Below are 13,263 nucleotides of genomic sequence, written 5' to 3'. Positions count from 1 at the left end.
TCCATGACGATCAAGCGCACCGAGCCCTCCACCACCGCCGACGAACGCGCCACTCTGGAGGGGTTCCTCGACTACCACCGCCAGACCCTGCACATGAAGTGCGAGGGCCTGACCGACGCCCAGCTCCGGACCGCCGCGGTGCCGCCCTCCGGGCTCACCCTGCTCGGCCTCGTACGGCACATGGCGGAGGTGGAGCGATGGTGGTTCCGCCACATGCTGGTGGACAACAGCCCCGGCAACCTGTTCTGGACCGACGAGGACCCGGACGGGGACTTCCACCCGACCGAGCAGGACACCTGGGAGAGCACCTACACGGCCTGGCAGGCCGAGATCGACGCCGCCCGGAGCAACGCGGCGCCCCTCGCCCTGGACGACCTCAGCGCGAACAAGAGGAAGTCCAGCGGCGAATCCTTCACCCTGCGCTGGATCTACACCCACATGATCGAGGAGTACGCCCGCCACAACGGCCACGCCGATCTGCTGCGGGAACTCATAGACGGCACGACCGGCGAATGAGCCCCGGCCCGGCTCCGCGCCGACCGGAGCCGCGGAACTGAGCGGCCGGACGTCGCAGGCGAAGCCGTGCGTCACCCGTGTGGGCGCATCCTTCGCCTGCCCCCTCCCCAAAGCGGCCCGGACACAGCAGAGTTGAGCGGGTGCATCGAACGACCACCACCGCAACGCTCCTGGTCACCGTGGCCGTATCGGCCCTCACCGGCTGTGTGACCACGGAGCACCCGACCACTCCGGGCCCGCCGCCCGCTCCGTCCGTGCCGTCCGCACCCGAACCCCACCCGGACGGCAGCTCCGAGACGCAGATCGTGCAGGCCCCGGCGCGCGAGGCTCTGGAGCTGATCGGGCCTCCGCGTCGGCCCACCCCGTCCGTGTCCGCGGCCGCCACGCCCGCCGCGTCGACTCCCGCCGTCTCCCCCACGCCGGCCGTGCCCCGCCGGCGCACCGAGCGCCCCGGCCCTCCTGGCAGCCCGGACCGCCCCGATCGCCCCCGGCCGCACCACCCACCCGTGTCCCCGCCCGAGGTGGAGGTCCCGCCCGTCTCCGAGGCACTGCCGCAGAACCCGCCGCAGGCCCCCGCGAAGAAGGGGAACGTGTGCGCCCTCGGCCACAAGTACGGGGGCTGGGGCAAGGACACCCCGCAGGCGGTCATCTGCAAGGACGTCTACGGCCACTGACCCGCGAAGGGCGCGCCCCGGCGAAAGACCACCGCGAAGGCCTCCAGGACCACCGCTAGGGCCGCTGCCTCGGCGGCCCCGGCATCTCCCCTCCGGAGGGACCCGGCTCAGCCCGGTCCTCGAAGCCGCCAAAACCCTCGGATCTCTCGAATCCCTCAAGACCGTCGGCGTCGTCGAGCCCGTCCAGCTGGAGCTCCAGGCGGCCGAGGGCCGAGCGGATGCCGTCGCCGTAGGTGTCCTCGCCCAGGGCGTCGAGCGCGCCTCGGGCCAGGTCCAGGTGGCTGCGTGCGGCGCCGCGGCGGTCGAGCTTCACATAGTCGGCGGCGAGGTTCAGATGCAGCGACGGGTAGAAGGCACGGACCGCGAGCCCCTGATGGTGGTCCGCCACCCGCCCGTCGGTCAGCTCCTCCGCCGCCGACAAGGCCCTGAGGTCCCAGGCGAGTTCGTCACCGGCGTCGTCCTGCGTGTCCGCCATGTAGTGCGCCAATGTGCAGCGGTGGAGCGCGTCGCCGTCCTCGCCGATCTCCGCCCACAGTCTCAGGAAGCGGTCCCGGGCCTCCTCGCGGTCACCGCCGTGGTGCAGCATGACCGCCTGTCCGATCCGGGTCATCATGGCGTCCGGCGCCGCCTGTACCTGTCGCTCCGTCACCGCGTCCTCCGCTCTCGTCACCCCTGTCCCCCATGACGCTAAGGGCAGGCGCTGACAATCGCGGTCAGGCGGCTCCGTACGGCTGTGGGGGCGCCCCCACAGCCGTACGGCAAGGACCGGCTCAGCCCAGGTTCGGGATGGCCCAGTCGATCGGGGCGTGGCCCTGGCCGGCCACCGCCTCGTTGATCTGCGTGAAGGGGCTGGAGCCGAAGAACTTCTTCGCGGACAGCGGTGAGGGGTGGGCGCCCTTCACCACCACATGGCGCTCCTCGTCGATCAGCGGGAGCTTCTTCTGCGCGTAGTTGCCCCACAGGACGAACACCGCCGGGTCGGGGCGGTCCGCCACCGCGCGGATCACCGCGTCCGTGAATTTCTCCCAGCCCTTGCCCTTGTGCGAGTTGGCTTCGCCGGAGCGGACGGTCAGGACCGCGTTGAGCAGCAGCACGCCCTGCTCGGCCCAAGGCAGCAGATAGCCGTTGTCCGGGATCGGTGTGCCCAGCTCGGCCTGCATCTCCTTGTAGATGTTCCGCAGCGAGGGCGGGGTCTTCACACCTGGCTGAACGGAGAAGCACAGACCGTGCCCCTGGCCCTCGCCGTGGTAGGGGTCCTGCCCGAGGATCAGCACCTTCACCCGGTCGTACGGCGTGGCCTCCAGGGCGGCGAAGACCTGCTCACGCGGAGGGTAGACGGGACCTTTGGCTCGCTCCTCCTCGACGAACTCGGTGAGTTCCTTGAAGTAGGGCTGCTGAAGCTCGTCCCCCAGGACCCCGCGCCAGGACTCGGGCAGCATGGCGATGTCGGTCACGTCAACTTCCTCCGGTGTGCGCTCACTTCACGGCCGCGCAGCGTGCGGCCATGGGCGGCCGCGCGAGGCGCGGCCGCCGTCAGAGCACAGAACCTACAGGCGCCCACTGACAATCGGGGCCGGTACCCCGATCCACCAGCGGGATCGGCCGTCCGGTGGGTCGTCGGACGGCCGGTCCGGGGCTACCAGCTGGTCTTCCGGGACAGCTCCCACATCACCATCATCGTCGCCGGGTCGATGACCTTCTCGAGGCCGGCGATCTCCTCGCTGGCCGCCACGTACTGCTTGCCCTGCCACAGCGGGATCAGCCGCGCGTCGTCCAGCAGGATCTGCTGGGCCTTCTCGAACTCCTTGGCCACGGCTCCGCGGTCGCTCTGCTCGCGCGACTCCGGGATCAGCTCGTCGGTGATCTCGGGGGTGTCGTACGGGGTGCCGAGCGCGTTCTGCTGGCCCACGAAGGGCGCGATGAAGTTGTCGGCGTCGTTGAAGTCGGGGAACCAGCCGCGCCCGAACACGGGGTACTCGCCCTTCTGGTAGCCCTCCACGTAGTCCTTCCAGGGGCGGCTCTTCAGGGTGACCTTGAACAGGCCGGACTTCTCCAGCTGCCGCTTCAGCTCCTCGAAGGCGGGCTTGGTCTGGGAGCCGTAGCGGTCCGAGGTGTACCAGAGCGTGAGGGGAACCGTTTCGGCGATGCCCGCGTCGGTGAGGAGCTTCTTGGCCTTGGAGACGCTGGGGGCGCCGTAGTCGTCGAAGAAGCCCGTGGTGTGGCCCACCAGACCCCGGGGGATCATGGAGTACAGCGGCTCGACGGTGTCCTTGTAGATGTTGTGGGCGAGGGCCGGGCGGTCGACGATCTGGGCGATCGCCTTGCGGACCGCGGGCTTACGCGCCCACTCGTCGCTGGGGTTGAACACCAGGTAGCTGATCTCGGTGGTGGCGTTCTCGACGAGCTGGAGCTCCTCCTCGCTGCTGTTGGCCTGGAGGTCCACGATGTCCGAGGCGGAGAGACCGCGGTAGATCACGTCGATCTGCTTGTTCCTGAGGGCGTCGGCCATCTCGGACGACTGGCCGAAGTAGCGGATCGTGATGCCGCCGTTCTTGCGGTCCGCGATGCCCTTGTAGTTGCCGTTGGGGACGAGCTCGGCTTCCTTGCCCTCGTCGTAGGAGGCGAGGTTGTACGGGCCCGAGCCGTCGGTTCCCCCGTCCTTGCGGAGCGCGTCCGCGGGGTACTCCTCGGGGTCCACGATCGACATGGCGGGCGTGGTGAGCACGAGCGGGAAGGTGGCGTCGGGCTGGCTGAGGTGGAAGACCACCTCGCGGTCGCCCTTGGTCTGCACCCGGGCGAGGGTGCCCAGCAGACCCGCGGGGCCGCCGTTGACGTTGATCTTCTTGATCCGGTCGAAGGAGTGCTTGACGGCCTTGGCGTCCAGCGCGTGCCCGTCGGAGAACTTCAGGCCCTCACGCAGCGTGCAGCTGTACACCGTGCTCGTGCTGTCGGTGAACTCGCAGCTCTCGGCGGCGTCGGGCTCGGGCTCGGTCGCGCCCGGCGCGTAGTTCAGGAGGGTTTGGTACACATTGCGGAACAGCTCCCAGGAGCTGTCCCAGGACGCCGCCGGATCCAGTGTGCTGGGCGTGCTGGTGGTGCCCACGACGATGGGGTCCTCGTCCTCGGCGGCATCGGAGGAGAACACACCGCACCCGGCCACCATGCATATGGATGCGAGCACCGCCAGCTGCGGCAGGTATCGGTTCCGCTTGAACACTCGCTTGCTCCTCGAAATGCCGTACCAAGAGTGGCCGAACGATACCGCAGGCCCCGCGGGGTCGCTCAGGCCTGTCCGGCAACCAATTCGCACACGCCCTTGTGGCGGCCTTGTCAAGCCTCCGTGAGGGTCGCGGGCGGACGCCGGTGCGATGTCGTGAAACGGGCACCGGCGACCGCCGCGCCATGTATCAGCCGACCCCGGCGTTCAGGAAGATACCGCCGTCCACGACGAGCGTCTGGCCGGTGACCCAGGCGGACTGCTCGGAGGTGAGGAACGCTGCGGCGCCGCCGATGTCGGAGGGGACGCCGAGCCGGCCGAGCGGGTAGGCCGCAGCCGCCTCCGCCTCCCGGCCCTCGTACAGCGCCTGGGCGAACTTGGTCTTGACCACGGCGGGCGCGATCGTGTTGACCCGGACCCCGGGCGAGAACTCGTGCGCCAGCTGCAGGGTCAGGTTGATCATGGCGGCCTTGCTGATGCCGTACGCGCCGATGAACGGCGAGGCGGAGACACCGGCCACGGAGGCGATGTTGACGATCGTGCCGCCGTTGTCCTTCTGCCAGGCGTGCCAGGTCCTCTGCGCGAAGCCCAGGGCGGAGATCACGTTGGTCTCGAAGACCTTGCGGGCGATGTTCAGGTCGAGGTCGGCGATCGGGCCGAACACCGGGTTCGTGCCGGCGTTGTTGACCAGGTGGTCGACGCGGCCGAAGGCCTCCATGGTGCGTTCGACGGCGATGGCCTGGTGGGCCTCGTCGTGGGCCTTGCCCGCGACGCCGATGACCCGGTCGGCGCCGAGCCGCTCGACGGCCTCCTTCAGGGCGTCCTCGTTGCGCCCGGTGATGCACACGCGGTCGCCGCGCGCGACGAGGGCCTCGGCGATGCCGTAGCCGATGCCGCGGCTGGCGCCCGTGATGAGGGCGACCTTGCCGGAGAGTTCCACCGAAGTCATGTTCACGTTCCTCTAGTTGAGCGGTCCGCCGGCGACGTACAGCACCTGGCCGGAGACGAATCCGGCGGCCTCGCCGGTGAAGAAGGCGATCGCGTTGGCGATGTCGTCGGGCTCGCCGACGCGCTGCACGGGGATCTGGGTGGCGGCCGCGGCCTTGAACTCCTCGAAGCCCATGCCGACCCGGGCGGCGGTCGCGGCGGTCATGTCCGTGGCGATGAAGCCGGGGGCGACGGCGTTGGCGGTGATGCCGAACTTGCCGAGCTCGATGGCAAGGGTCTTGGTGAAGCCCTGCAACCCGGCCTTGGCGGCGGAGTAGTTGGCCTGGCCGCGGTTGCCGAGGGCGGAGGACGAGGAGAGGTTGACGACGCGTCCGAAGTTCGCCTCCACCATGTGCTTCTGGACGGCCTTGGTCATCAGGAACGAGCCGCGCAGATGTACGTTCAGGACCGTGTCCCAGTCGGAGACGCTCATCTTGAACAGCAGGTTGTCGCGGAGCACGCCCGCGTTGTTGACCAGGATGGTCGGCGCGCCGAGCTCCTCGACGACACGGGCGACGGCCGCCTCGACCTGGGCCTCGTCCGAGACGTCGGCGCCGACCGCGATGGCCCGGCCGCCCGCCGCGGTGATCTTCTCCACGGTGTCCTTGCACGCGGCCTCGTCGAGGTCGATCACCGCGACGGCACGGCCCTCGGCGGCCAGGCGTACGGCGGTGGCGGCACCGATGCCGCGCGCGGCGCCCGTGACCACGGCGACGCGCTGCTCTGTGGTGGACATGGCTGGTTCTCCTCGCCCTTGGGGTGCGGCTCCCACGGTGCGCCCATCGGGTGAGCGACCGCTTAGTACCTTCAGCACACGTGACGCTAGAAGTCCTGGCACCCGGTGTCAACGCCATGCCTCATGTGATCCCTCACCCCCGGCCCACAGATCACCCCGGCGGCAGATCACAGCACCGGCCGTCGGCTCTCTTCACCACCGGTTCTCGGCTCACTTCACCGACAGTTCTCGGCTCATTTCACCAACAGCTCGAGGAGCCGCTCGGCCTCCCCCACCGGGTCGGTGGTGAGCCCGGTGTGTACGGGCCCCGGCTGGACGACCGTCGAACGGGGCGCGACCAGCCAGCGGAAGCGCCGCCCGGCGTCGTCGCGCGCCGCCTGGCCCGCCGCCTCGCCCCCGGCGCACACACCCTCGACGGCGCGCAGCGCGGCGCGTACGCCCGCCACGTCCGCCCCCGGGTCGAGGGCGAGCAGCTTGGCCTCGTCGAGATGGGTGCGGGCGGCCACGAGGGCCCGGGAGCGGCTGTAGACCAGCACGCCCGCGTTGAAGCACTCCCCGCGCTCGATACGAGGCACGACCCGCAGCAGCGCGTACTCGTAGACGTCCTGTCCGGTGGCCCCGGTGCCCAGGAATCGGCCGTTCACTTGATCCCCTCGATGCGCTTGTGAATGGTGACGGCCCGTTCCAGCAGCGGCCGCGCGTACGCCTGTCGCAGCGCGTCCGGCGTCTCGAAGCCGGGCTCGTCCGCCAGCCAGACGTCCGGGACCTCGGCGGTCACCTCGGCGAGCAGTTCCTCGGTGACCAGCGGCGCCAGCTCGGCGGCGGCCGCGGCGACATCGGGGGCGAAGGACGCGAGGACGTGGTCGGAGGCGTCGTACGGCTTGGCGGCGGAGGTGTGGGCGCCGGGCCAGTTGTGGTGCCAGATCATGGTGGCGCCGTGGTCGATGAGCCACAGCTCGCCGTGCCACATCAGCAGGTTGGGATTGCGCCAGGAACGGTCGACGTTGTTGATCAGCGCGTCGAACCAGACGACCCGCCCGGCCTCCTCGGCGCTCACCTCGAAGGCGAGCGGGTCGAAGCCGATGGCCCTGGTCAGGAAGTCCATGCCGAGGTTGGTGCCGCCGCTGGACTTCAGCAGTTCCTGCACCTGCTCCTCGGGTTCGCCGAGTCCGAGCACGGGGTCGAGGCCGACGGTGACGAGACCGGGGACACGCAGCCCGAGCCGCCGGGCCAGCTCCCCGCAGACGACCTCCGCGACCAGCGTCTTACGACCCTGTCCGGCGCCGGTGAACTTGATGACATACGTTCCGCGGTCGTCGGCCTCGACGAGCCCCGGGAGCGAGCCGCCCTCACGCAGGGGCGCGATGTACCGGGTCGCGGTGACCTCTTTCAGCATTTTCCCAGGCCACCCGTTTCTTCAACCTTGCAATCCACGACTACCATCGGAGGGGCGCAACAACGGGAATCGCCCGGCAACGGCCCTGGGGAGAATCTGGGGAGTTCGACTGGCGTGCAGTCATCCCTGGTCCCGAGCAGTCCGTCGACGGCGGTTCGGCGCTTGCTTCCAGCCTCCGGCATGAAGTGAGCATAGTAACCGAGGGTGATCGCGGGCGAGGAGTGCCCGAGCCACCGCGCCAAGGTCACAACGGACTCCCCGGCCTCCAGCATGATCGAGGCATAGGTGTGTCGTGTGGCACGTGGAAGCCGTCTTTCGGGTGGGAACCGTTGTTGAGGTGCTGCCGCGGTCGGCCACCGGCCGGCGTCCGGCGAAGTCCCGTACGGGAGCCTTGCCGTCCCGTTTGCGCGGGCCGAAGGCGTACTCGGGGACGCCGTCGACGGCGGTGTGCCACTTCCGCTCCGAGCCGGGTCCAGCGGATGAGGTCCGCGCGGGCCCCGGGGTCCATGGCGTCGCGGCTCTCCGCATCGCGGACCAGGTCGAGCACGGTCTCGGCGTGCCAGGGGCCGGGGAAGAGCAGGACGGCCGACTCGCGCGCCGCCGCATCCCGCAAGGCGGCTTGGACGTCCTCGGGGATGTCCTTCTCGGCGAAGGGACGGCGGCTGGTGTGCCGCTGCCGGATCGCCTCGTGCAGCCGCGCCAGGTCGTCCTGCCGCAAGCGTCGCTCGCCCGGGTCGGCCAGGTGGACGGCCGCGAGCAGCAGTTCATCCTGTGGGTCGGGCAGCACTCGGATGTCTGGGGCGAGGTCCGGGTGCGCGGCGGCGACGCGCAGGTTGCACAGCGCCGCCCCGCAGCCGATGTGCAGCGCCCGGTTGCCGGGATCGGACCGGGGCATGGCCCGCGCGAGGTCGGCTCGCAGCATCAGGAGACGCTCGTCGGCGACGTAGTGGAGGCTCAGCGTCCCTCGTGCCGCAGCCGGTCCTGGGCCTGCGTGGCGATGACCGCGGCCTGGATGCGGCGTTCCACGCCGAGCTTGGCGAGCAGGCGGGAGATGTGGTTCTTGACGGTCTTCTCGGCGAGGTAGAGCCGCTGGCCGATCTGGCGGTTGGTCAGGCCCTCCCCGATCAGGGCCAGGATCTCCCGCTCCCGGGCGGTGAGCCCCGGCAGGGCGTCCGGCTCCTCCTCCGGCTGCTGGTCCTGGCGCAACCGGGCCATCACCTTGGCGGTGGCGCTCGGGTCGAGGAGGGACTGGCCGGCGGCCACCGTGCGTACGGCCGAGACCAGGTCGGAGCCCTGGATCTGCTTCAGCACGTATCCGGAAGCGCCGGCCATGATCGAGTCGAGCAGGGCCTCCTCGTCGTCGAAGGAGGTGAGCATCAGGCAGGCCAGCTCCGGCATCTGCGAGCGCAGCTCACGGCAGACGGTCACGCCGTCGCCGTCGGGCAGGCGCACGTCGAGCACGGCCACCTGCGGGCGCAGCGCCGGAACCCGCACGAGGGCCTGCTCCACCGTGCCCGCCTCGCCGACCACGGTGATGTCCGGCTCGTCGTCCAGCAGGTCGCGCACCCCGCGCCGTACCACCTCGTGGTCGTCCAGCAGGAAGACCCGGATCGGGTTATCGGGTCCGGGGCGCTCGCTGTCCGCCATCGACGGCTCCTGTCCTGTGTCGTCTTCCTCCGGAACCGAACACCGCAGGATGGGCGGGACCGGTTCTCCCCTGTCGCAGATCTTGCGCGATTCCGGGCCCAACGGCCAGGGCCGACCGGCCCTTCTCGCTCTGACATTTCCGCATTCCCACGCTATCGGTCTTGGTCGCCCATCAGGATCGGTCTCGGTCGCCCATCCGGCGTCGGCCGGTGCCGAACGCCGAGGAGACGGGGCGGGCCTCCACCGTGAGGACCATGTCGTCCGAGTGGGGACCATCGGCCCTGGAACCCCGGCCGCCCGGTCGTGAGGCTCGGGACGAGTGCCGGCGCAAGCGTCCGCGGCCCTCTGGTCCCGTATCCGGAGGTCTCTTCCCATGAATCGCCCCATCACCGTCGGCCTGGACGGCTCCCCCGAGAGCCTGCCGCCGCCGACTGGGCCGCCCATGAGGCACAGCGCGGTGGCGCGCCGCTGCATCTGGTGCATGCCTGGATCCGGCAGCCATGACGTCGGGGAGGTCGTGGTCGGGATCGAGGATCTGGGCGTCCCGGCCGCGCCGCTGCTGGAATTCGCCTTCGCCGCGGCCGCCACTCGCAGGTCCGCACCGCGCGCCGTGCACGCGCCGAACCTGCCGCCGCTGTACGGATACGGCCCGGTTGTGGGGCAGCCGGCCAGCCCGAAAAGCGGAATCACGGGTCAGTCGGAGAAGGCACTGTCCGACACTCTCACGCCGTGGCGCAAGGAGTACCCCGGGAGCACGAGCAACCGGGGCACCTCCGCCGACGAGCGGAGGTGCCCCGGTCCGAGGAGCATCCGGCCCTCAGAGGAGCCACCGGTTACGGCTGACGAAGGGCAGCCGGGCCCATGCCTTGCCCAGACCCCAGGTGGCACCGGCACCCACGGCCGCCAGTGCGATGAGGACGACGGCGTAGACGAGGTGGTAGTCGGCGAACGGGTTGGGGGACATGCTCGCCGAGCCGTCGGAGAGGTGCTGGGCGGGCGGCCACTCCGCGATCCACATCAGTGCCATCATCGCCGTCCCGGCGACGGCGGCGAGCCGCAGGCCGATGCCCGCGATCAGGGCGAGGCCGACGCCGAGCAGGCCGAGCATGAACAGCCAGTCGGCCCAGGTGGCGCCCGCCCACCCGTGGAAGGTGGACTCCATCGGTCCGACGGCCACACCGCTGAGGAAGCCCCTGGTGGGCGAGCCGCCGTCGATCCAGCCCTTGCCCGACTGGGTCGCGTAGCCGAAGCCGAAAGTCTTGTCCAGGAACGCCCACAGGAAGACGAACCCCGTCAGGAGACGGAGCCCGGCGAACACGTACGCACGGGTCCCCGTCGCGGCGGCGGTCGTCGCCTCGGCGGAGGCGGGAGCCGTCCCGGCCTTGCGCCGGGACGGGAAGCGGAATCCGTGGTACCGGTGGGGGTGACCGTGCACTGCCATGATGCTCATCCCTTTCGAGGGCTGTGACGCGCAGAATGTGGTGGACGACTCTCGTTGCGCCTTCAATGTCCCGCGTCGACAACGCCCGTCGGAGGGGCCGCAGGGCCCGGACAGCGGGCCGAACGGCCCCCGATCCGGGCCCCGTTGGCGTCGGTCAGCCGTCCCAGGACCAGTCGGCGACCTCCGGCAGGTCGGTTCCGTGAATGCGGATCCAGTCGTGGTGACGCAGTCGCGCGTCCTCCATCCGCTGGCGTACGGCCGCGCCGGGCACCGCCAGGCCCGGGACGCGGTCGATGACGTCCATGACCAGGCGGTAGCGGTCGAGGTCGTTGCGGACCACCATGTCGAACGGCGTCGTCGTGGTCCCGATCTCCTTGTAGCCGCGCACATGCAGGTTCTTGTGGCCGGTGCGCCGGTAGGCGAGGCGGTGGATCAGCCACGGGTAGCCGTGGTAGGCGAAAATCACGGGCTTGTCCTGGGTGAACAGGCCGTCGTACTCGAAGTCGGTCATGCCGTGCGGGTGTTCCTCGCCCGGCATCAGGCGGGCGATGTCGACGACGTTGACGACCCGGACCGCGAGTCGCGGCAGGTGGAGGCGGAGCAACTGGGCGGCGGCCAGCACCTCCTGGGTAGGGACGTCACCCGCGCAGGCGAGGACCACGTCCGGTTCGCGCGTGCCGTTCCCGGTGCCGGCCCAGTCCCAGATGCCGGCGCCGCGCGCACAGTGGGCCTTGGCCTGGTCCATGGACAGCCAGTCGAAGCAGGGCTGTTTGCCGGCGACGACGACGTTGACGTAGTCGCGGCTGCGCAGCGCGTGGTCGGCCACGGAGAGAAGGGTGTTGGCGTCCGGCGGCAGGTAGACCCGTACCGCCTCGGGGCTCTTGTTGAGGATGTGGTCGATGAAGCCGGGGTCCTGGTGGGAGAAGCCGTTGTGGTCCTGCCGCCACACATGCGAGGTCAGCAGGTAGTTGAGGGAGGCGATGGGCGCGCGCCAAGGCAGGCGGCGCGTGGTGCGCAGCCATTTGATGTGCTGGTTGACCATGGAGTCGACGATGTGCACGAACGCCTCGTAGCAGGAGAACAGGCCGTGCCGACCGGTGAGGAGGTAGCCCTCCAGCCAGCCCTGACAGGTGTGTTCAGAGAGGATCTCCATCACCCGGCCGTGCCGGTCGAGGTGTTCGTCCACATCGAGGGTGCCGGCCTGCCACGCCTTGCCGCTGGCCGCATAGACGGCCTGCAGGCGGTTGGAGGCGGTCTCGTCGGGACCGACGAGGCGGAAGTCGCGCCGGTCGGCGGTGTTCCGCATGACGTCTTCCAGCAAGTCGCCGAGGACGCGGGTGGGTTCGTGCAAGGTGGCGCCGGGTTTGTCTACGGGGACGGCGTACTTCTCCAACGGCGGCAGGGGCAGTTCGCGCAGCAGCAGTCCCCCGTTGGCGTGCGGGGTGGCGCCGAGCCGACGGGCACCGTCCGGGATGCAGTCCAGCACCTGAGAGCGGGGGCGGCCGTGCTCGTCGAACAGCTCTTCGGGACGGTAGGAGCGCAGCCACGCCTCCAGCTGCCGCAGGTGATCGGGGTTGTCGCGGACAGCGGCCAGCGGCACCTGGTGGGCGCGCCAGGTGCCCTCCACTGGCAGGCCGTCGACCTCCGCCGGGCCGGTCCAGCCCTTCGGGGTGCGCAGCACGATCACCGGCCAGCGGGGGCGCTCGGTCGCGCCGTCCTCGCGTGCGGCGCGCTGGAGGGCGGCGACGCGGTCCAGCGCGGTGTCCATGGCCTCGGCCATCGCCCGGTGGACGGCCGCCGGGTCGTCGCCTGTGACATGGAGCGGGTCGTGGCCGTAGCCCCGGAGCAGTTCGTCGAGTTCGGGCTCGGGGAGCCGGGCGAGCAGCGCCGGGTTGGCAATCTTGTAGCCGTTGAGGTGGAGGATGGGGAGCACCGCGCCGTCGTGGACGGGGTCGAGGAACTTGTTGGAGTGCCAGGACGCGGCCAGCGGACCGGTCTCCGCCTCGCCGTCGCCGATCACGCAGGCGACGACCAGGCTGGGGTTGTCGAGGGCGGCGCCGTAGGCGTGCGAGAGCGCGTAGCCGAGTTCACCGCCCTCGTGGATGGAGCCCGGTGTCTCCGGGGCGACGTGGCTGGGCACGCCGCCGGGGAAGGAGAACTGCTTGAACAGCCGGGCCATGCCGTCGGCGTCGCGGGTGATGTCCCGGTAGGTCTCGGTGTACGAGCCCTCCAACCAGGAATTGGCGAGGACGGCAGGCCCGCCGTGGCCGGGGCCCCAGATGCACAGGGCGTCAAGGCTGCGGGCCTTGATGACGCGGTTGAGGTGGGTGTGGACCAGGTTCAGGCCAGGGGAGGTGCCCCAGTGGCCGAGGATGCGCGGCTTGACGTGCTCGGGGCGCAGCGGTTCGGTCAGCAGGGGGTTGGCCATGAGGTAGATCTGGCCGACGGCCAGATAGTTCGCGGCGCGCCAGTGGGCGTCCAGGGCGTTGAGCTCCTCGTCCGTGAGTACGCCGGGCGCCTGCTGCGTGTCGGCGGGCATGTGGGATTCCCTTCCGGGTCGGTGCGTCGGTCAAAAGGTGCGCAACGGTCAGCGCCTCCCCACTCTCCGCCCACCGAAGCGGGGCCCGACAGGGCCGACCGGGCCATCCT

12 protein-coding genes and 1 pseudogene are annotated in these 13,263 nt (G+C 70.4%); 2 read left to right on the top strand and 11 right to left on the bottom strand.

Annotated elements, in window-relative coordinates; translation table 11 throughout:
- The first annotated feature begins 3 nt into the window (after nucleotides 1-3).
- A complete protein-coding gene (locus SGFS_RS46315) occupies nucleotides 4-516 on the top strand; it encodes a DinB family protein (protein ID WP_286258613.1) in 513 nt (170 codons plus the stop codon).
- A 140-nt stretch (nucleotides 517-656) separates the two neighbouring features.
- Nucleotides 657-1,190, top strand: coding sequence for a hypothetical protein (locus SGFS_RS46310; protein ID WP_286258611.1), 534 nt, complete (start codon nucleotides 657-659; stop codon nucleotides 1,188-1,190).
- Between the two features lie 55 nt (nucleotides 1,191-1,245).
- Here the strand turns inward: SGFS_RS46310 and SGFS_RS46305 are convergent, their stop codons facing one another.
- The 11 genes and pseudogenes from SGFS_RS46305 to SGFS_RS46250 all read right to left on the bottom strand — a co-directional run bounded on the left by SGFS_RS46305 (nucleotide 1,246) and on the right by SGFS_RS46250 (nucleotide 13,153).
- A complete protein-coding gene (locus SGFS_RS46305; protein WP_286258610.1) occupies nucleotides 1,246-1,839 on the bottom strand; it encodes a hypothetical protein in 594 nt (197 codons plus the stop codon).
- A 121-nt stretch (nucleotides 1,840-1,960) separates the two neighbouring features.
- Nucleotides 1,961-2,644: a uracil-DNA glycosylase gene (locus tag SGFS_RS46300; protein WP_286258608.1), complete on the bottom strand. Its 684-nt coding sequence runs from the start codon at nucleotides 2,642-2,644 to the stop codon at nucleotides 1,961-1,963.
- Nucleotides 2,645-2,826: 182 nt separating this feature from the next.
- Nucleotides 2,827-4,407 carry an ABC transporter substrate-binding protein gene (locus tag SGFS_RS46295; protein ID WP_286258606.1) on the bottom strand — a complete coding sequence of 527 codons (1,581 nt, stop codon included), beginning with the start codon at nucleotides 4,405-4,407 and terminating at the stop codon, nucleotides 2,827-2,829.
- A 190-nt stretch (nucleotides 4,408-4,597) separates the two neighbouring features.
- Nucleotides 4,598-5,356 (bottom strand): SDR family oxidoreductase, encoded by a 759-nt coding sequence (locus SGFS_RS46290; protein ID WP_286258604.1) that lies wholly within the window; start codon nucleotides 5,354-5,356, stop codon nucleotides 4,598-4,600.
- Between the two features lie 12 nt (nucleotides 5,357-5,368).
- On the bottom strand, nucleotides 5,369-6,130 hold the full coding sequence (gene fabG, locus SGFS_RS46285; protein ID WP_286258602.1) for a 3-oxoacyl-ACP reductase FabG: 762 nt from the start codon (nucleotides 6,128-6,130) through the stop codon (nucleotides 5,369-5,371).
- Between the two features lie 233 nt (nucleotides 6,131-6,363).
- A complete protein-coding gene (locus SGFS_RS46280; RefSeq protein WP_286258600.1) occupies nucleotides 6,364-6,774 on the bottom strand; it encodes a DUF3037 domain-containing protein in 411 nt (136 codons plus the stop codon).
- Nucleotides 6,771-7,526, bottom strand: coding sequence for a HipA family kinase (locus tag SGFS_RS46275; protein WP_286258599.1), 756 nt, complete (start codon nucleotides 7,524-7,526; stop codon nucleotides 6,771-6,773). Before SGFS_RS46275 ends, SGFS_RS46280 begins: the two co-directional genes overlap by 4 nt.
- Before the next feature lie 40 nt (nucleotides 7,527-7,566).
- Nucleotides 7,567-7,845: pseudogene (locus SGFS_RS46270) on the bottom strand (tyrosine-type recombinase/integrase); the annotation flags it as partial.
- A 635-nt stretch (nucleotides 7,846-8,480) separates the two neighbouring features.
- The gene (locus SGFS_RS46260; RefSeq protein ID WP_286258598.1) at nucleotides 8,481-9,173 is read right to left on the bottom strand and encodes a response regulator; all 693 of its coding nucleotides are present in this window, start codon (nucleotides 9,171-9,173) and stop codon (nucleotides 8,481-8,483) included.
- A gap of 817 nt (nucleotides 9,174-9,990) precedes the next feature.
- Nucleotides 9,991-10,614, bottom strand: coding sequence for a DoxX family membrane protein (locus tag SGFS_RS46255; protein WP_286258597.1), 624 nt, complete (start codon nucleotides 10,612-10,614; stop codon nucleotides 9,991-9,993).
- Nucleotides 10,615-10,768: 154 nt separating this feature from the next.
- The gene (locus tag SGFS_RS46250) at nucleotides 10,769-13,153 is read right to left on the bottom strand and encodes a phosphoketolase family protein (protein ID WP_286258595.1); all 2,385 of its coding nucleotides are present in this window, start codon (nucleotides 13,151-13,153) and stop codon (nucleotides 10,769-10,771) included.
- Nucleotides 13,154-13,263 lie beyond the last annotated feature (110 nt).

This window comes from Streptomyces graminofaciens, assembly GCF_030294945.1.
Taxonomy (GTDB): Bacteria; Actinomycetota; Actinomycetes; order Streptomycetales; family Streptomycetaceae; genus Streptomyces; species Streptomyces graminofaciens.
The sequence above is the reverse complement of the archived record's forward strand: the minus strand, read 5'-3'. Positions and strand labels throughout refer to the sequence as shown.

Excerpts from the sequence above, each read along its gene's own strand:
- SGFS_RS46290 (WP_286258604.1), bottom strand. The coding sequence starts at position 5,356 with ATGACTTCGGTGGAACTCTCCGGCAAGGTCGCCCTCATCACGGGCGCC.
- fabG (WP_286258602.1), bottom strand. The coding sequence starts at position 6,130 with ATGTCCACCACAGAGCAGCGCGTCGCCGTGGTCACGGGCGCCGCGCGC.
- SGFS_RS46250 (WP_286258595.1), bottom strand. The coding sequence starts at position 13,153 with ATGCCCGCCGACACGCAGCAGGCGCCCGGCGTACTCACGGACGAGGAG.
- SGFS_RS46255 (WP_286258597.1), bottom strand. The coding sequence starts at position 10,614 with ATGGCAGTGCACGGTCACCCCCACCGGTACCACGGATTCCGCTTCCCG.
- SGFS_RS46275 (WP_286258599.1), bottom strand. The coding sequence starts at position 7,526 with ATGCTGAAAGAGGTCACCGCGACCCGGTACATCGCGCCCCTGCGTGAG.
- SGFS_RS46260 (WP_286258598.1), bottom strand. The coding sequence starts at position 9,173 with ATGGCGGACAGCGAGCGCCCCGGACCCGATAACCCGATCCGGGTCTTC.
- SGFS_RS46315 (WP_286258613.1), top strand. The coding sequence starts at position 4 with ATGACGATCAAGCGCACCGAGCCCTCCACCACCGCCGACGAACGCGCC.